Annotated in this window: 19 protein-coding genes and 1 tRNA gene; 7 read left to right on the forward strand and 13 right to left on the reverse strand. The window is 41.3% G+C overall.

Annotation, left to right across the window (positions count from 1 at the left end):
* Positions 1-83: 83 nt before the first annotated feature.
* The 4 genes from recQ to E5N72_RS16855 all read left to right on the forward strand — a co-directional run bounded on the left by recQ (position 84) and on the right by E5N72_RS16855 (position 4,615).
* On the forward strand, positions 84-1,907 hold the full coding sequence (gene recQ, locus E5N72_RS16840; protein WP_135926165.1) for a DNA helicase RecQ: 1,824 nt from the start codon (positions 84-86) through the stop codon (positions 1,905-1,907).
* 7 nt (positions 1,908-1,914) lie between these two features.
* A complete protein-coding gene (locus E5N72_RS16845; RefSeq protein ID WP_135926166.1) occupies positions 1,915-2,211 on the forward strand; it encodes a DUF3630 family protein in 297 nt (98 codons plus the stop codon).
* A gap of 67 nt (positions 2,212-2,278) precedes the next feature.
* Positions 2,279-3,991, forward strand: a complete 1,713-nt coding sequence (locus E5N72_RS16850; RefSeq protein WP_135926167.1) for a POTRA domain-containing protein — start codon at positions 2,279-2,281, stop codon at positions 3,989-3,991.
* 63 nt (positions 3,992-4,054) lie between these two features.
* Positions 4,055-4,615, forward strand: a complete 561-nt coding sequence (locus E5N72_RS16855) for a mechanosensitive ion channel domain-containing protein (RefSeq protein WP_135926168.1) — start codon at positions 4,055-4,057, stop codon at positions 4,613-4,615.
* Between the two features lie 60 nt (positions 4,616-4,675).
* Here E5N72_RS16855 and E5N72_RS16860 read toward each other — a convergent pair whose 3' ends face one another.
* From E5N72_RS16860 to E5N72_RS16885, 6 genes are all read right to left on the reverse strand, one after another.
* Positions 4,676-5,266 carry a DUF1240 domain-containing protein gene (locus E5N72_RS16860; protein ID WP_135926169.1) on the reverse strand — a complete coding sequence of 197 codons (591 nt, stop codon included), beginning with the start codon at positions 5,264-5,266 and terminating at the stop codon, positions 4,676-4,678.
* A 38-nt stretch (positions 5,267-5,304) separates the two neighbouring features.
* Positions 5,305-5,895 carry a DUF1240 domain-containing protein gene (locus tag E5N72_RS16865; protein ID WP_135926170.1) on the reverse strand — a complete coding sequence of 197 codons (591 nt, stop codon included), beginning with the start codon at positions 5,893-5,895 and terminating at the stop codon, positions 5,305-5,307.
* Entirely contained in the window at positions 5,883-6,842 is a 960-nt protein-coding gene (locus E5N72_RS16870) for a hypothetical protein (RefSeq protein WP_135926171.1), read from the reverse strand. Before E5N72_RS16870 ends, E5N72_RS16865 begins: the two co-directional genes overlap by 13 nt.
* 152 nt (positions 6,843-6,994) lie before the next feature.
* Positions 6,995-8,053: a succinylglutamate desuccinylase/aspartoacylase family protein gene (locus E5N72_RS16875; protein WP_135926172.1), complete on the reverse strand. Its 1,059-nt coding sequence runs from the start codon at positions 8,051-8,053 to the stop codon at positions 6,995-6,997.
* Between the two features lie 46 nt (positions 8,054-8,099).
* Positions 8,100-9,005 (reverse strand): 30S ribosomal protein S6--L-glutamate ligase, encoded by a 906-nt coding sequence (rimK, locus tag E5N72_RS16880; protein ID WP_135926173.1) that lies wholly within the window; start codon positions 9,003-9,005, stop codon positions 8,100-8,102.
* 56 nt (positions 9,006-9,061) lie between these two features.
* Positions 9,062-9,484: an ATP-dependent zinc protease gene (locus tag E5N72_RS16885; protein ID WP_135926174.1), complete on the reverse strand. Its 423-nt coding sequence runs from the start codon at positions 9,482-9,484 to the stop codon at positions 9,062-9,064.
* A 160-nt stretch (positions 9,485-9,644) separates the two neighbouring features.
* On the opposite strand from E5N72_RS16885, the gene zntB reads away from it, so the two are divergent.
* A complete protein-coding gene (gene zntB, locus E5N72_RS16890) occupies positions 9,645-10,616 on the forward strand; it encodes a zinc transporter ZntB (protein ID WP_135926175.1) in 972 nt (323 codons plus the stop codon).
* 278 nt (positions 10,617-10,894) lie between these two features.
* Here zntB and E5N72_RS16900 read toward each other — a convergent pair.
* Positions 10,895-10,969: transfer RNA gene (locus E5N72_RS16900), tRNA-Arg, on the reverse strand.
* Between the two features lie 220 nt (positions 10,970-11,189).
* Between E5N72_RS16900 and E5N72_RS16905 the strand changes: the two genes are divergently transcribed.
* Positions 11,190-11,372: a helix-turn-helix domain-containing protein gene (locus tag E5N72_RS16905; protein ID WP_054563404.1), complete on the forward strand. Its 183-nt coding sequence runs from the start codon at positions 11,190-11,192 to the stop codon at positions 11,370-11,372.
* Here E5N72_RS16905 and E5N72_RS16910 read toward each other — a convergent pair.
* From E5N72_RS16910 to E5N72_RS16920, 3 genes are read right to left on the reverse strand one after another with little or no spacing between them, the layout of a single operon-like run.
* The gene (locus E5N72_RS16910) at positions 11,369-12,175 is read right to left on the reverse strand and encodes a phosphotransferase (RefSeq protein WP_135926177.1); all 807 of its coding nucleotides are present in this window, start codon (positions 12,173-12,175) and stop codon (positions 11,369-11,371) included. The two genes, E5N72_RS16905 and E5N72_RS16910, sit on opposite strands and share 4 nt — an antisense overlap.
* The gene (pnuC, locus tag E5N72_RS16915) at positions 12,176-12,799 is read right to left on the reverse strand and encodes a nicotinamide riboside transporter PnuC (RefSeq protein WP_135926178.1); all 624 of its coding nucleotides are present in this window, start codon (positions 12,797-12,799) and stop codon (positions 12,176-12,178) included.
* Positions 12,800-12,819: 20 nt separating this feature from the next.
* Positions 12,820-13,077, reverse strand: coding sequence for a YkoF family thiamine/hydroxymethylpyrimidine-binding protein (locus E5N72_RS16920; RefSeq protein WP_054563401.1), 258 nt, complete (start codon positions 13,075-13,077; stop codon positions 12,820-12,822).
* Positions 13,078-13,191: 114 nt separating this feature from the next.
* Here E5N72_RS16920 and E5N72_RS16925 point away from each other — a divergent pair, with 114 nt between their 5' ends.
* The gene (locus E5N72_RS16925; protein WP_054554201.1) at positions 13,192-13,431 is read left to right on the forward strand and encodes a DUF2960 domain-containing protein; all 240 of its coding nucleotides are present in this window, start codon (positions 13,192-13,194) and stop codon (positions 13,429-13,431) included.
* On the opposite strand, the gene alr is transcribed toward E5N72_RS16925, so the two are convergent.
* The 3 genes from alr to E5N72_RS16940 form a co-directional block, all read right to left on the reverse strand.
* Positions 13,432-14,511 carry an alanine racemase gene (gene alr, locus E5N72_RS16930; RefSeq protein WP_135926179.1) on the reverse strand — a complete coding sequence of 360 codons (1,080 nt, stop codon included), beginning with the start codon at positions 14,509-14,511 and terminating at the stop codon, positions 13,432-13,434.
* Positions 14,511-15,890: a replicative DNA helicase gene (dnaB, locus tag E5N72_RS16935; RefSeq protein WP_135926180.1), complete on the reverse strand. Its 1,380-nt coding sequence runs from the start codon at positions 15,888-15,890 to the stop codon at positions 14,511-14,513. The genes alr and dnaB overlap by 1 nt, the downstream gene beginning before the upstream one ends.
* A 276-nt stretch (positions 15,891-16,166) precedes the next feature.
* Positions 16,167-17,108, reverse strand: a complete 942-nt coding sequence (locus E5N72_RS16940) for a DUF4097 family beta strand repeat-containing protein (protein ID WP_135926181.1) — start codon at positions 17,106-17,108, stop codon at positions 16,167-16,169.
* Between the last annotated feature and the right edge of the window lie 9 nt (positions 17,109-17,117).

The raw sequence follows: 17,117 nt of genomic DNA on the forward strand, positions 1-17,117 counted from the left end.
GTGAAACGCTTAATTCTGCATCTTGAGGTCATTTGGTATATTGCTAAAGACATCGCCTTAAAAAACCACTAAAATGCTCGGCGATGAATACCAATACCGCAATGTCCAACACACCCGTTCGATCACCACACGCCGTACTCAAACAAGTGTTTGGTTACAAAGATTTTCGTGATGGCCAAGAAGCGATTATAGCCGCAGCGCTAGACGGACAAGACTCGCTTGTACTTCTGCCAACAGGTGGAGGCAAATCCTTATGCTATCAAGTCCCAGCATTAATCCTCGATGGTGTGACTGTGGTCATCTCGCCACTTATTTCTCTGATGCAAGACCAAGTTGCCCAACTAAGAGCGCTTGGCGTACAGGCTGCATATATTAATAACAGCCTTCCCTTTGAAGAGCAGCAAGCGGTGTATCAGCAATTGCACTACGGGCAAATTAAGCTGTTGTATGTGGCGCCAGAAAAAGTGTTGCAACATGAATTTTTAGAACGTTTAAGTCATCTTAATTTAGCACTTTTTGCCATCGATGAAGCACACTGTGTGTCTCATTGGGGCCATGACTTTAGGCCACATTATTGTCGACTCAACGAGTTAAAACATCGCTTTATGCATGTACCTATGATGGCACTTACAGCGACAGCAGATAAGGCAACTCGTTACGATATAATCGAACAGCTCCAGCTTAACCAACCGTATGTGCACACAGGCAGCTTTGATAGACCTAATATTCGATACACCATTGAAGAAAAATTCAAACCTATGGTGCAACTGCTTCGCTATTTAAAAGAGCAGCAGAATCAAAGTGGCATTATTTACTGCACCAGCCGTAAACGGGTTGACGATGTTGCTGAAAAACTTGCTGATGCAGGTTTTAATGCCGCAGCCTATCATGCAGGCATGAGTAACGAGCAACGCCAATTTGTGCAATCAGGTTTTGCCCGAGACGATATTCAAATTGTGGTTGCAACGGTTGCATTTGGTATGGGTATCAACAAACCAAACGTGCGCTTTGTGGTGCATTACGATATTCCAAAAAGCATTGAGGCCTATTACCAAGAAACAGGCCGAGCTGGTCGTGATGGCCTTGCCGCAGAAGCGATTATGTATTTTGATCCAGCTGACATAGGCCGCGTACGCCGTTTTTTTGAAGATATTGAAGACGAGCAACGACGCCGCGTTGAAGAACAGCGCTTTAATGCGATGGCCAGCTTTGCCGAAGCACAAACATGCCGCAGACAAATTTTACTCAATTATTTTAGTGAATATAAGCGCGAAACCTGTGGCAACTGTGATATTTGCTTAAACCCACCAACCAGCTTTGATGGCACACTCGTTGCGCAGCAAGCGCTATCTTGTGTGTATCGTGCCGAGCAACGATTTGGTATTGGCTATATTGTTGAGCTACTACGTGGTGCAAATACCAGCCGCATTCGTGATAATAATCACCACCAGCTAAGTACTTATGGTATTGGTAAAGATCACAGTGTGGAATTTTGGCTAAGTATTTTAAGGCAACTTATTCACCAAGGGTTATTAAGCCAAGATATTACCCAAGGTTCGTCATTACGCTTAACCGAAGCCGCCCGTGCAGTTCTTAAAAGTGAATATGCATTACAACTTGCCGAGCCTCGCTTACAAGCCAAGCACGTATACCAAGATAAACTCGCCCAGTTTAATTACGACAAAAAACTGTTTGCTAAATTACGTGCCTTACGTAAAGAACTGGCTGATGCGGATGATGTGCCACCTTATGTAGTATTCAACGATAAAACGCTTGCTGAGATGGCGCAACTTATGCCAACTAATGATAGCGAGTTCTTAAAAGTGTCGGGTGTTGGTTTTACTAAACTAAATAAATACGGCGCACCATTTTTAAATACTATCCGCAACTACTTAGCCGCAAACTAGGACAACCATGACTGAACTTACTTTTGATGCAGAACATGCAGTCATCATTGTGCAAGCAAGCGAGCCTCCTCATGACGAAGATTTTGAATTATGGGCTACCTTGTTTTTACATACACCCGCAATAAAAATTGCCGACTTTGATGCTGGAGCCGATCGACATCAGTTAAGATTTCACTTTACAGATCATAGTTTTAATCTAAACTTTGAACATTACAGTGAAAGTATTTGGATAAATGCTGAGGGCGTAGAAGCTACAGAGATATTAGGCGAGCTTTATCAGCATTTAGTCACACAGTTACAATAATAAGCTAGACTTTTTTCCACGCTTAGTATGTAGTGACTGTATAGGAAACAATCAACTAAGGGTGTAAATGGGTTTTAAGCAGTCGCACTTCGTTGCTCTACTAATTTTGTTGCCAGTGAGCTTGGTAACGAACGTGTATGCAGAACAGCAAGACATAGACGATAGCAACTATTGTCAAAATCAGCGCACACTAAAATCCCAAGATAACAATTTGCGCCGCCAACTTGATACCGATAACCCACTTCCGCAGGCTGCTGAAGGCAGCAAAATAACTTCTATAAAACTTGAGCAGCTCAATGTATTTAATACCGAGCTTGAAGAAGAAAATAACTTTTTATTTCGCTTTGCTAATCGTGCTCACATGACCACTGAGCCGGATGTAATACATAGCGTTTTACTGTTCAAAGAAGGTGATGTTTACAATCCACGTAAATTACTAGAGTCTGAGCGACTGCTGCGTAAACAAGGTTATTTGTATGACGCCCGTATTAACGCCAAACTTGACTGTGACGGAAATGTACACGTTAATGTTGTCACCCGCGATTTATGGACCTTACTGCCAGAAATAAGTTTCAGCCGCAGCGGTGGCGAAAATGAGTCAAGCCTTGGGTTTCGCGAGTCAAACTTTTTAGGTTGGGGTAAACGCGTGTCGTTCTCGCGTACGCATGATGCTGACCGCACCGGTTACCTATTTGTTTATGATGATCCTAATATCTTTTCAAGCCGCTATCGTGGGCGGCTAGAATATTCCGATAACGACGATGGTAAGCGCCATTACATCGATGTAAGTTACCCGTTTTTTTCTATCGATACACCTTATAGTTATGGCGCAACAAGCTACTCTGATGAGCGCCGCGAATCACTTTATTATCGGGGAGATGTGGTCAGTGAGTTTGAACAAAAAACTGTATTAAGCCGCGCTTACTTTGGTCACTCATCCCAACTTGCCAATAATTGGACCCAGCGCATAAAACTCGGCATTGAAAACCGCGAAGAGACCTTTAAAGCCATTTCACAAACGCGCTTCCCTATTGCAGATGATCGTAGCCTTAGTTACCCCTATGTGAGTGCGCAATGGTTTGAAGATCATTACATCAAAGTAAGAAACTTCGACAGCATATATCGTACCGAAGACCTCAACCTTGGTTGGAATATCCAAGCTCTTCTTGGTTATTCAAGCAAAGACTTTAGCGATGATTCAAGTCGTGCCATTTACTCACTATCATTATCAAAAGCACACTACAGCGGAGATAATCAACTTTGGCGCTTTAAAGCCGACATAGACGGCTATTGGAACGAAGCCCTTGATGATGTTGAAAATCTTTTTACAAGCACGCAAGTTCAGTATTACCTTAATACGACTCTTAGGCAAAGCTGGTATGCTAAAGCACGCCTGCAGTACGCAAAAAACCTGACCGCCGACAAACAACTTACTCTAGGTGGAGAAAACGGCCTCAGAGGCTACCCGCTCGATTACCAAGTAGGCGATCGTAGCTTTTTAGTGACTTTAGAAAAACGCTATTATTGGGAATACGATTTATTGCAGTTATTCAAAGTCGGTGGCGCGGCATTTTATGATATTGGCAGAGCTTGGTATAACGACAAAAACAATGGTGAAAATGGCAATGTACTACAAAATGTCGGTGTGGGTCTTCGTTTAGCCCCTAGTCGTGCCAATGCAGGAACAGTAATCCATCTAGATGTTGCCGCACCGATAAATAATCACGATGATGAGATAGATTCAGTACAATGGCTTGTGACTGTTAAAAATACCTTTTAAGCTAGTGTTATTCAGCAACTAACGCGCTAAAATCGGACGTAAATTATTAGCTTGGGAACCCCTTTGGACTTCGTCGAATTTTTTAATGAGCAATATCATTTAATCGTGACAATCATCGCGGTTTTGCTCTATCCGCTACTACGTAAAACCACCAAAAAACTGCTTTTAAAAGCCATTAAAGGTAAAGCTGATCCGCATCGAGAGTACCGTGCAGAGCTACTCCTTAACATTATTTTGGCGATCGTAATGCTATGCTTAGTATTAGTTTTTTGGGGTATAGAGCTGCGCGGCTTGTTAGTACTAGGCTCATCCATTTTTGCCATGTTGGGTGTAGCCCTTTTTGCTGCTTGGTCGTTACTAAGCAACCTAACAGCCTTCTTGCTGATGTTTATTCAAAACGATTGTCGGGTTGGTTTTTGGGTGAGAGTAATTGACGGTGCAAACTTCTTAGAAGGGCGTATTATCGAAATGGGGTTAATGAACGTGGTGCTTGAGCATGTTGATGGCCACAAAGTCATTTACCCAAACAACATCTTTGTTACCCGCCCTGTGATGGTGTTAAAGACCCCACCAACAGCGACTAAAGCGCCAACCATAAAGCGTATTTTAGGGCCCAAAAAATAAAGCCGCAATTTGCGGCTTTTGAATCACACTAAAAATGTCTGGCTAGTCTAAAATAGTCGGTTAGCGACCTTGCTCCTTATTTTTTTTAGCTATAAAGGCCTTAAGTTCATCAAGTTGAGGCTCAATACCTTGCTCATTATGCCACTCAAACCACTCTTTAACATCTGACACAACATAATGATGAACTTTCAAACAAAGCTCACTATTTTTTAGCCATACATCTGGTGAGCGTGTCGGGGAAAACTTATACCAAGAGCAGTAAGTATAGCCATGGTTTTTTAAGTTTGCTTCAATATAGTAACTCAACAAAATCGACGAAATAAAGTACAAAACTATACCTGCTAACGTTGACTTTATCATCAGCAAAAAAGTTCTTTCATTTTTATAATTAAATATCTTCTGAATTATCCCAATCATCATTAAAAACGGGAATGGCAATAAAAAGAAAGCTGGGGCCTGAATGCTAACCTCACTTACATAATGATTATCTGTATTAAAAAACACATGCTCATTCATTCCTTTATTTGTTCCATAAAGTAATAAAATTGCAATACAAGTCAAAAATATCAAGCCAAATAGTAGCCAGCATTTAGTAGTGAAATTAAGATCAGAAAATTTTTCATCTGATTTCTCCCACTTTAATAATGGCATGAAGTTCCTTTCCTTATATCTAATTTTATTCCTTTCTTTTAGCGACCTTGCTCTTTATTTTTTTTTGCAATAAAGGCTTTAAGTTCATCAAGTTGAGGTTCAATACCTTGCTCATTGTGCCATTTAAACCATTCTTCAATATCTGACACAATATTATGATGAACTTTCAAACAAAGCTCGCTATTCTTTAACCATACATCTGGTGAACGTGTTGGTGAAAATTCATACCAAGAACAATAAGTGTAGCCATGGTTTTTTAAGTTAGATTCGATATAAAGACTACATATGATTGAAAAAGCAAAATACACAGGAATAGCTACAAACATAACTTTAACTGCTAATAAAAAAGTTCTTTCATTCTTATAATTCAATAACTTTTGAATACCTGCAACAGTTAAAAGCAATGGAAATGGTACAAAAAAAATTAATGGGGCAACATATCCATATTCAGAAATATAATAATAGTTTGTATTAATAAATATATAATTTAGAAAACCTGTATAAGTTGCATGAACAAAAACAAAAGTAAGAACGACAAATAAGATCACCCCAAAATATATAGTTAATCTTCTACCTAGCTCAAGGTCGGAGAATTTCTCTCCAGATTTTTCCCACTTCAGAATTTGCATATATTGCTCTTACTTTTGCTAATACCTACTCTTGGTATTCCTGTTATTTTATAGAAATAGTTATAAAAGTTATCACAATAATTTTTCTCATAAATTACATTTTTAGGAATTATTTTTACGATACCATTGGTAACCTCTTCTTCAAGAGCTCTAAGCTGTTCTGAAAGAAGGCTAGTTACCTCATCTATTTCTTTTTTGAAAACTGATGATAAATACGTAACTCCAGCACCAACTACAACAACAATAATTAATGGAACGGCTGCTGTAGTAATAACAGCGGTACCGACAATACCTACGAGCACTTTTGCAACTAATATTGTTGCAGCGATAGTTGTAGCAACAATTGTCATATCGACAGCAACACCTGCAACAAAATCATGCCATGTTTTCTCATCTTTAAGAATGAGATCTAAAGCATGAAAAGTAACTGATATGATTAAAGTAACTACAAAACCACCTTTCATTGACTTTGCCGCTTCTAACCTACCCACACCAACAGTAAATAGTTTTGGGTTACTAGCTAAATACCGAGTCCCTGTTAAGTGTTCACGAATTCGTGGGTATGAATCTATGATTATGGCAGGCGAGCCGTTGTAAACTTTAATTTTAAACTTTCCAAATACATTCCCCTGCTCTTTAAGTGCCATAGCCAAAACGGTTAGCGCTTTTACATCACTAAGTAAAGGGTATAACCCAGCACCGAACTTTAGCTCATTTTTATATCTTTCCCATTGATTTGGTCTAGACTTATGTTCTTTTAACTTCCCGTCAATCCAGTCAACTGCTTGTGCACGAGAATATCCCTGTTTCATTTTTACAGAAATAATGTAGTCAACAAACTCCGCTGAGTTCATGATTAACATTGTATGATTATTACTGGCGAGTATGTTTTGAATTTCTTTTTGACGTTGCCTTTGTGCAATTGCACGGCGAGCATGTGCAGACATGGTAATTTCCTTATTAATTTACCAATTCCATTTGTCTCTATTTTAAACACTAGAAAAGTTAAATCAACATCTGCTTAATCAGAAATATATGTAATTAACGTCCAGCAAAAAAAAGCCGCAATTGCGGCTTTTTTTATAAAATACTTTATCGGCTAATTATTTAAATCTGCCGTTTTCAACTCGTCTTCAATATCGCTTATTTCATCAATAAAGTTTTCAAGTTGTTGCTCTACAATACTATTTGCATGAGCAAAGTAAGCAAGATGGAATACGGCATCCCCCTCGTTCACAAGCGGCATGGTTTGTTGACCAATCACAATACCACTGCGCGGAGCGAGTAGCTCAAGCTCAGCATCACCAAGTGGGCTGCTGATATAAGCTAACACTTGCCCTTTCATTACTCGCTCACCAAGTGATACTTGTGCACGCACAATACCGTCAACTTCGGCGCGCACCCAGCTTGTTGAGCTTGCAATAACCGGCTCTGGTAGCTTCTTAGCTCGCTTACCACGTACCATTTTTAAATGGCGCATTACATAATCAACACCTTGCACACCTGCAGCAATGGCAATAGGGTCAAAGCGAAGCGCTTCACCAGCTTCATAAGTAATCACTGGAATACCTAAATTTGCCGCCTCACTACGTAATGAGCCATTACGAAGTGATGCATCAATCACCGCTGGAGTACCAAAGGCTTTCGCCATAGCTGCCGTTGCAGGATCACTTAAATTAGCACGAATTTGCGGCAAGTTTGTCCGGTGTATCGCGCCCGTATGTAAGTCAATAATATGCGTACAATGCATAGCTACTTGCGAGAAAAATGCATTAGCCATGCGCCCAGCTAGTGAACCGCGGGTTGAGCCCGGAAAGCTACGGTTCATATCTCGGCGATCAGGTAAATAGCGTGATTTGTGAATGAATCCAAATACATTCACAATCGGTACTGCAATAATTGTCCCTCGCAGTTGCTCAGGCTCAATCTTAGCCAGTAATTGCCTAACAACCTCAACACCATTGAGCTCGTCACCATGAATGGCCGCACATACCATTAATACCGGTCCTTGCTGCACACCATTGACGACTTCAATCGGAATATTTAACGGCGAATGGGTATAAAGCTTAGCAGCTTCAATAGAAAATGTTTTACGTTCGCCAACCCCCACCGTATCACCTAAAATTGAAAACGGTGTATTTTTCTTAACCTTAGCCACGCACTGTTCCTTTTAATAGAGCGCTTATTATCCTATGGGTAAAGGCTTAGCCTTTACCACGAGTTGCAGTTCTTTTTGTAGCGGCTGTTTTCTCAATAAAATTGATGATCATGCCAGCAATGTCCTTGCCTGTTGCTACTTCAATGCCTTCAAGGCCTGGTGATGAATTTACTTCCATCACTAATGGACCACGTGCAGAACGAAGTAAATCGACACCTGCTACGTTCAAGCCCATCGCTTTAGCAGCTGCAACCGCAGTTCTTCTTTCTTCAGGCGTAATACGCACAAGTGTCGCACTACCACCACGGTGTAAGTTCGAGCGGAACTCACCTTCTTGAGCTTGACGCTTCATAGCAGCAATAACTTTATCACCTAGTACGAAACAGCGAATATCAGCACCGCCAGCTTCTTTGATGTACTCTTGCACCATGATATTGGCTTTCAAGCCCATGAATGCTTCAATTACACTTTCTGCTGCTTTGCGTGTTTCAGCTAATACCACACCGATACCTTGCGTACCTTCAAGTAGTTTAATTACTACAGGTGTGCCACCTACCATGCTTAATAAGTCTTTTACGTCATCAGGTTTGCTCGCAAAGCCTGTTACTGGCATACCCACACCTTTTCGCGAGAGTAGCTGTAGTGAACGTAATTTGTCACGTGAACGGGTAATAGCAACAGACTCGTTCACAGGAAATACGCCCATCATTTCAAACTGACGTAATACCGCACAACCATAGAAAGTTACTGATGAACCTATACGTGGCACGATAGCATCAAAATCTTTTAAATTTTCGCCACGATAATGAATTTCTGGTTGCTCTGAATTAATGTTCATGTAGCAACGTAGTGCATCAATCACTTTTACTTCATGACCACGCTGTTCTGCTGCCTCTATCAAGCGACGTGTTGAATATAAATTTTGGTTGCGAGATAAAATACCAAGTTTCATAGTTAAAACCTTAACTGTTTAACTCATACACATTAAAAATGTGTCATAAGTCCTTTTTATAATAAGTGTGATAAAGCCGGATCAACGACTATACGATTTTCCATTGCTGTGCGCCCTAGCAACATTCTAAATTTCATCGTTGCACGGTTACTTAAGGTTACTCTTACAGGCCAGCTTTGGTCTCCTGCAACGAGTTTTGTTTCAATAAAGTAACGAAGTTCACGCTGACCACTCGAACTGGTCACGTACTTACGCTCAACGATTTTTGCACGACACAACACTGTTGTTTCTACATCTTCTTGCAGAGGATGGGTACTAAATTTCACCCAGTTTTCGCCATTTTCTGAAAATTCCTCAATATCAAACGCATGAATACAAGATGTACGCGCACCTGTATCCACCTTCGCTTTGATCTTCTCAATGCCCAGTTCTGGCAAGCTCAGCCACTCACGCCAGCCAACTATCATTTTTGCGGTCATTCATGTGCCCTCTTTAAAAAAGTGTCTTATACGCTACAGCGCTAGAAACACCAACGAAATATATTTATCCCCTCGATAAATCGATTTCATTAATATAGTCTTGACTATACTTATGTATATACTCAACTATATCGCACTATTTGTAAAATGAGAGCTCAATATGATCAATGGGTTACTTCATGTCTTAATCTTAGACGAACAAGGCGGCGCACGTGCTATTGACAATAGTACTGAGCTGCAAAATTGGCAACCTGCACACGGAAAACTTTGGGTTCACATGGACTACAGTCAGGCCGATGCAGTGCAGTGGCTTGAACAAAGTAACTTATTAACAGATTACGAACTTGAGTCCCTTATTGCTGATGAAACACGCCCTCGCCTAACTAAAGTTACCAACGGTAACATGCTGTTTTTACGTGGTGTAAATTTAAACCCCGCGCAAAGTCCAGAAGATATGGTGTCGTTACGTTTATTCATCAACGAGAATGTTATTGTTACAACGCGTAAACGCCGTTTATTATCGGTGCAAGACGTTGTTGAATCGTTCGATGGTAGTAATGGCCCTTGCTCAATCTCTGAATTAGTGTGTCAATTAGCGCAAAACCTAACGTCTCGTATGCAAGCGGTGATCGATAGCCTTGATGACACACTCGATGGCTTTGAAGATGAAATTGATGAACCAAACAAAGGCTTTGATCATCAATCGCTAGCGCAAATTCGTCGTCAGACAATCGCGTTAAAACGTTATTTAAGACCACAAAAAGAAGCACTTATTACTTTGCTAAACAACAAATATAAGTGGCTAGATGAAGACGATAAAGCACGCTTAAACGAAACAACCAATATGTTGATCCGTTATTTAGAGGAGCTAGACAGCTCGATTGAACGTGCGCAAATTATTCAACAAGCGATTACCAGCCAAGTGTCGGAGCAACTAAACCAACGCATGTATGTGATGTCGGTAGTTGCTGCACTGTTTTTACCACTTGGCTTCTTAACAGGCTTACTCGGTGTAAACGTGGGTGGAATTCCGGGCACTGAAAGCCCTTATGCATTTAGCTTGTTTATTATTTTCTTGCTGGTGCTAACCGTTGGAATTGGCATTTACTTTAAAAATAAGAAGTGGCTATAACGCGATAACCTTTTTAATTAAATCAAGGCGGACGGCATGTTCGCCTTTTTTTGTCGCCAAAATCAGGTGCTCGCCATCGGAGTTAACTATTTTGAGTGTCTCAGCCCTTCCCTCTACCTGTTCACCAGATACTAAGGTAATACTCAATAATGATTTATGCATGCACCATAATTCGTACTTATCGTAGTCGCTACAGTCTATGGGTTGATAGGTCATTTTACTTTTGAGTTTTATTAAAGAGTAAATCGAGCTTAGAAGATATTAAAGTGAAGAGCAAATGGCGCTCTCGGCAGGGATCGAACCTGCAACTTAGCCTCCGGAGGGCCACGTGATATCCATTTCACCACGAGAGCACATTTGTCGTCGCCAGTACTGACTCGCGATATCAGCATGACAACCCGGCAATGATAATGGCATCTGTCATTAAATGCTAGCGCCGAGCTCTCTATATGCACATAAATTCAGCAATTTGCATTAAAACACTTCACTTTCGGGCAGAACCAAGGTATTAACGTATACTTAGTAAAATTAATAACAAGGTGGCATTCATTGCCGCATAAGGGGAATTTGATCATGAGTTTAATGTCTACAGAGCAAGTGGCGGAATTTTTAGGTGTCAAAGTTGAACGTGTAAAACGCCTTGCTCGCGAACATTTACTGATCTCTAAATCACAAGATGACAAAGGTGAGCCTTTGTTTGATCCAGAAGACGTAAAAAAATATAAAGAGCTTGCCGAGCGAATTGGCGGTCTTTAGTTTTTAACTTTTAATATGAAGTGGTTAAGCTGTGTAAGCAGTGGCGCCACTTTGTCCATCGCACCACGTTGTTCATACCAGCAAATACATAAAAGTAAAAACAGTGCATGAAACGCTGCGAGCTTTTCAACTGATAAGTTAAACTCGTGATGGTCGCACACAAGCGCATGGTAACTTTTAAGTAATGCTAGTTGCTGCTCGTCATTCAGTGCAAAACTCACCACTAGCGCCGCTAAGTCAAAATAAACATCGTTACTTTTGGCATATTCAAAGTCGATCAAAAACATACCTGATTCATTCACAATGATATTTTCTTTTACTAAATCATTATGGCAAAAGCCCATATCTTTTGGTGCTGAAGCAATATAAGCCAGTGATTGCTTAATTAGCTCTGCGTGTTGCTGGTAACGGGGTGTTTGCTGGTAATAGTTAATTTCGTAGGCAATATCCATAGGCTCAGTTAGCACAGGATAACGATGTAAATTCACTAAATCAGGCAATAAGCTACTACAGAACTCACCGCTTGCAATGCTACCTGCCACGTATTCAAAAATAGCGGTATCGGTTGCTTGCTCTAACCAAAGCGGTGCTGGACAGCAGCTTTGCTTTGCAAAGTGCGTTTGCGCAGCAAGGCCAATTGCAGGCCAGTGGTCGCGATAATGCTTAACCAAGAAATCTTTATTTGAGGTTTTTACTAAGTAGTTGTCATTGCTTAATCCCTCAACCAGCGGGCTGATTGAGGTAATAATTAAATGGGGGTCAAAACGCGCAAACAACGCGTGAATTTGTTGCTCTGTTTTCATCTATAGCTGTGCAAGCGGCTTAGCCTGATGCTGCTCGTATTCTTCGTACCAGGTTTTAAAGCCCCACGCTGCCATAATGGTGTAAAACACAAAAAGCACTAAGGTTGGGTAATAACCTTTTTCAAAGTACAAATACATCGAAGCTGCATCAATCACAATCCAGTATAACCAGTTTTCCAGTACCTTCTTAGCAACAAGGTAGGTTGTCACCACAGCAAAACAGGTGGTAAAACTGTCTAAATAAGCAAAATCAGCATGGGTGTAATTGGTCATCACAAAACCAATAACAACTGAAGCTAATGAAGTAGCAAGCAAAATCACTGCATGGCGCTTCAACGACCAAGAAATTATTGGCAGATGATCTTTATTGTTCATGCCCCGGCGCCAAACTACCCAACCATATACCGCCATATACATGTAGTAAAAATTAAGTAGCGACTCCATCAACAGTGCGCCATTCCAGTACATCACGGTATAAATAAAGGTGCTCAAAAACGCGGCAGGCCAACACCATAGGCTTTCTTTAATCGCTAACAGTAAATACGCCATCGACAATGCAACGGCAATGTATTCCCAATGCGACATGGCAGTAAAGCCTGAGAAGGTTTCGCTCAAAAATTCCATAACACGCGCTACTTTAGAGATTAGTCTTCGCTAGGCGACAAGTCACCATGTAAGAATTTACAAACAAAAATAGCTTTACCAAACTCTTCATATGAACGTTTGATTTCAGTATTAAGTACAGACATCACTAAATCATAATCACCGAAAATCTGTGTCGATAAGGTATTGGTGATCACTTTTAGACCTTCATAACTATTTACACGGTCAATAAAACCTTTAATAAACGGAATATAATCTTGGTGAAGTGGATACTTGCTGATCTCTACTGAAAGTTTCATATGCGTTACCGAGTATTTTCAAAGTATTGCATTGTAACTCGCTTATACTAACAAGTCATGGCTCTGGCTATTTTTTAGTGTAAAATCAGCCCCGATAAACATTGAGGACTCATTATGGCACGCCGCATCACTTATAAATTTAAAAACCAACCGCGCGAAATCAATTTTGCTAAAGATAAATACCGCGATATGTATCATGCGATAGCTGCGGCTGAAGGCATTGATTTAACGAATTATTTAAAGATGGAACAGCAAGTCGAAATGACTTCAAAAGGTTCTGCAGCAGTGCGTAATTTTCGTGATCAAGAATTCGCACGAATGGGCTTTAGCGACGTGTATTTTATTAAAGAATAGTTATTCTTGATACTCGTAACTTACTCGCGGGGTGATATTACACAGTAACTCGTAAGGAATGGTGGTCGCACACTGGGCAATCTCTTCAACAGGAAGCTCAGGCCCCCACATGATCACCTCATCTCCTACTTTGATATTGTCGTGGTTATCACCAATATCGACCGTGATCATATCCATCGCCACACTGCCAACAATACCATAGCGCTGCGACTTAATAATAACCGGTGTGCCCTGCTCGGCATGACGCGGATAACCATCACCATAGCCCATCGCAACTACGGCAAGCTTAGTGGCTTTATCACTACACCAACGGCCACCATAGCCAACACATTGATTAGCCTCAACATCACGAATCGCAATAACGCGAGTCGTTAAACGCATAACAGGTTCAAGCCCGTGCTGTTGACCAACACCATTAAGCATTGGCGATACGCCATAGAGCATCAACCCCGGGCGTACCCACTCGCCATGACCTTTTGGCCAAGCAATAATGCCAGCTGAGTTTGCAAGGCAATGCTGCTCGCTTTTGCCATCAGCTAATGAGTCAAACAAAGCAATTTGCTGAGCGGTCTTTTCATCATTGATGTCATCGGCACACGAGAAATGCGTCATTAATTTAATGTCATCACGGGCATTAGGACTTGCTTTTAAGCGATTGTAGAAAGACTCGAATTGCGAAGGAGCAATACCCAGTCGATGCATACCCGTATTCACTTTTAACCAGCATGCAATTGGTGCATCAAGCATTGCATTTTCAAGGCTGGTGAGCTGATTCTCATCATGAATGATGGTTTGAAAGTTATTTGCCAGCAAAATGGGCAGATCGTCTTGATGAAAAAAACCTTCAAGCAATACAATCGGTTTTGTCAGTCCACCGGCACGTAGCGCTAACGCTTCGTCAATTCGTGCTACCGCAAAAGCGTCGGCATCATTTAAGTATTGGGCAATTTTTACTAAGCCATGACCATAGGCGTTGGCTTTTAGCACCGCCATTACTTTGCAACCAGGCGCAAAGCGCTTCACTTGCGCTAAATTATGGGCAAGTGCTTGAAGGTTGATTTCGGCAATGGCTAAGCGCATTAGTATTCGTCATCCATAGCTGGACCCGCGTAGTTATCAAAACGCGAGAATTGACCTTGGAACGTTAAACGTACTTTACCGATTGGGCCGTTACGCTGCTTACCAATGATGATTTCGGCCACGCCTTTTTCAGCACTGTCTTCGTTATACACTTCATCACGGTAAATAAACATGATTAAGTCGGCATCCTGCTCGATCGAGCCTGATTCACGTAAGTCGGAGTTGATTGGGCGTTTATCGGCACGTTGCTCTAGAGTACGGTTTAGCTGTGATAATGCAATAACCGGACATTGCAGTTCTTTTGCCAGTGCTTTTAATGAGCGAGATATTTCAGCAATCTCTAAGGTACGGTTATCAGATAAGCTTGGTACACGCATTAACTGTAAATAGTCGACCATGATCATACTAATACCGCCATGGTCGCGGGCAATGCGACGTGCACGCGAGCGTACATCTGTGGGTGTTAGGCCCGATGCATCATCAACATACATCTTACCTTTTTCCATCAACAAGCCCATGGTTGACGACAGGCGCGCCCAGTCATCATCATCAAGCTGACCAGTACGCACCTTAGTTTGGTTAATGCGACCTAGCGATGCCAGCATCCTCATCATGATTTGCTCTGAAGGCATCTCTAGTGAGTAAATAAGCACAGGCTTATCTTGTGTCATAGCTGCGTGTTCGGCTAAGTTCATCGCGAAGGTGGTTTTACCCATCGATGGACGTGCCGCCACGATGATAAGGTCAGAAGGCTGCATACCTGCCGTCATTTTATCAAGGTCGGTATAACCTGTACTTACACCGGTTACACCATCTTGCGGCGACTGATAAAGCTCTTCAATCTTATCGACGGTTTTTTCTAAGATGCTATGTAAGCTTTGCGGCCCTTCAGTACTTTTTGTGCGTTGCTCTGCAATTTTAAATACTTTACTTTCGGCAAAGTCGAGCAAATCATGGCTGGTACGCCCTTCAGGGCTAAAGCCAGCTTCGGCAATTTCGTTCGCAACACCAATCATTTCACGGATAACAGCACGTTCACGAACAATATTCGCGTAAGCATCAATGTTCGCTGCACTTGGCGTGTTTTTGGCAATTTCGGCAAGGTAGGCAAAACCACCGACACTACTTAACTGATTATTTTTTTCTAAGCTTTCAGAAATAGTGATCAAATCGATAGGGTCGCCACTTTCAGCAAGGCTCACCATTGCTTCAAAAATTAGCTTGTGGGTGCGGGTATAAAAATCCTGTGCAACCACTAACTCAGCAACACGGTCAAACGCTTGATTATCAAGCATTAAACCACCTAAAACAGATTGCTCAGCTTCAATTGAATGGGGAGGAACTTTTAACGTGTCGACTTGCTTATCTGGTTTGGCCATAACTTCACAAAACTTAAATTGAATGGCTCTATTCTATCGACTTGCTAAGGCTGTGCAAATAGTTAATACCAATCGACTTAAATATTTGGTCATTCTAGCGTGCTAAATAAAGCGCTAACTGCGTTAGAAATGTCTAAAGTAGAGTAACTACATGTCAAAATTTCTGCCTTGTTATCACTTCATTTATCTGTCGCTATTTAAGACCAACAACTTAACACGATTGGTATAAGCGGGAAGTCCTCCCGCTTTATTGTAATTGGGTATATTCTGTAATCGTTATTTCTGTTTACGAAGTTCAATGCGTCCGCTAATCGTATCCATTTCGATATCAGCATCGCCACCGTTAATACTAAATTCTAAGTCGCTAGATGGGCCGTATTTAGCCTTCGTTGCTCTGTCATCACTCAGCTCATTAACGATTTTACCGTTTGCGTGAGCTTCAATTTCAAACTTTGCCGATACAGCTGCAGGGAAGTAAAACTCGGCGTCACCACTGACTGATTCAAAACGAATATTGGCATCTGCTAGCAGCTTGTTGATGTGAACTTCCGCTTCACCGTTTACTGTATTTATGCGTAGCTTTTTAATTGCATCAAAGGCAAAGTCAATATCACCATTTACGTTCTCAAGGCGAACATCTTGCGCTTTGGTTTTTGATTTTATATCACCATTAACTGCAGTAAAGCGTAAGGCACCCTGTGAGTTTTTATCGTTGATTTCACCATTGACCGTTTCAAAGCGAATATCACCGTTAAGATCATGGGCATTTACATCACCATTGACTGTTTCAAAGCTCATATTGCCGCTAATTTTTTGCACTGTAATGTCGCCGTTGACGGTATCGATTTCAGCGCCTGCTTCAAGCTCTTTAGCACTGACGGTTACATTCACACCGGCAAACTCAAGCTCACTGCTTTTTGGCATGTAAATGGTTAAACGTGAACCATCACCGTTATTCCAACCACGTAAGTTACGCGGCATTTTGACGATAAATTCAACACGGCTGCCTTCCACATCTAAACGATAACCTTCGGCTTTATCATCAAGCTCACCTTCGATTTTAAGTTGAGGCTTATCCCAGCCTTCAATGCGTACATCACCCCGTTGATTTTCAATAAAAATACGTTTATTTACAGGCACATCAATTTGTTCGTTAATGGTTTGTCCTGCCATTGCCATCAGTGGCAATAATCCTAATGTTAAAGCTAGTAATTTCATAATTGTCAC

Source organism: Pseudoalteromonas sp. MEBiC 03607 (assembly GCF_004792295.1).
Taxonomy (GTDB): Bacteria; Pseudomonadota; Gammaproteobacteria; order Enterobacterales; family Alteromonadaceae; genus Pseudoalteromonas; species Pseudoalteromonas lipolytica_C.

Excerpts from the sequence above, each read along its gene's own strand:
- recQ (WP_135926165.1), top strand. The coding sequence starts at position 84 with ATGAATACCAATACCGCAATGTCCAACACACCCGTTCGATCACCACAC.
- E5N72_RS16845 (WP_135926166.1), top strand. The coding sequence starts at position 1,915 with ATGACTGAACTTACTTTTGATGCAGAACATGCAGTCATCATTGTGCAA.
- E5N72_RS16850 (WP_135926167.1), top strand. The coding sequence starts at position 2,279 with ATGGGTTTTAAGCAGTCGCACTTCGTTGCTCTACTAATTTTGTTGCCA.
- E5N72_RS16860 (WP_135926169.1), bottom strand. The coding sequence starts at position 5,266 with ATGCCATTATTAAAGTGGGAGAAATCAGATGAAAAATTTTCTGATCTT.
- E5N72_RS16865 (WP_135926170.1), bottom strand. The coding sequence starts at position 5,895 with ATGCAAATTCTGAAGTGGGAAAAATCTGGAGAGAAATTCTCCGACCTT.
- E5N72_RS16870 (WP_135926171.1), bottom strand. The coding sequence starts at position 6,842 with ATGTCTGCACATGCTCGCCGTGCAATTGCACAAAGGCAACGTCAAAAA.
- rimK (WP_135926173.1), bottom strand. The coding sequence starts at position 9,005 with ATGAAACTTGGTATTTTATCTCGCAACCAAAATTTATATTCAACACGT.
- E5N72_RS16885 (WP_135926174.1), bottom strand. The coding sequence starts at position 9,484 with ATGACCGCAAAAATGATAGTTGGCTGGCGTGAGTGGCTGAGCTTGCCA.
- zntB (WP_135926175.1), top strand. The coding sequence starts at position 9,645 with ATGATCAATGGGTTACTTCATGTCTTAATCTTAGACGAACAAGGCGGC.
- E5N72_RS16905 (WP_054563404.1), top strand. The coding sequence starts at position 11,190 with ATGAGTTTAATGTCTACAGAGCAAGTGGCGGAATTTTTAGGTGTCAAA.
- E5N72_RS16910 (WP_135926177.1), bottom strand. The coding sequence starts at position 12,175 with ATGAAAACAGAGCAACAAATTCACGCGTTGTTTGCGCGTTTTGACCCC.
- pnuC (WP_135926178.1), bottom strand. The coding sequence starts at position 12,799 with ATGGAATTTTTGAGCGAAACCTTCTCAGGCTTTACTGCCATGTCGCAT.
- E5N72_RS16920 (WP_054563401.1), bottom strand. The coding sequence starts at position 13,077 with ATGAAACTTTCAGTAGAGATCAGCAAGTATCCACTTCACCAAGATTAT.
- E5N72_RS16925 (WP_054554201.1), top strand. The coding sequence starts at position 13,192 with ATGGCACGCCGCATCACTTATAAATTTAAAAACCAACCGCGCGAAATC.
- alr (WP_135926179.1), bottom strand. The coding sequence starts at position 14,511 with ATGCGCTTAGCCATTGCCGAAATCAACCTTCAAGCACTTGCCCATAAT.
- dnaB (WP_135926180.1), bottom strand. The coding sequence starts at position 15,890 with ATGGCCAAACCAGATAAGCAAGTCGACACGTTAAAAGTTCCTCCCCAT.
- E5N72_RS16940 (WP_135926181.1), bottom strand. The coding sequence starts at position 17,108 with ATGAAATTACTAGCTTTAACATTAGGATTATTGCCACTGATGGCAATG.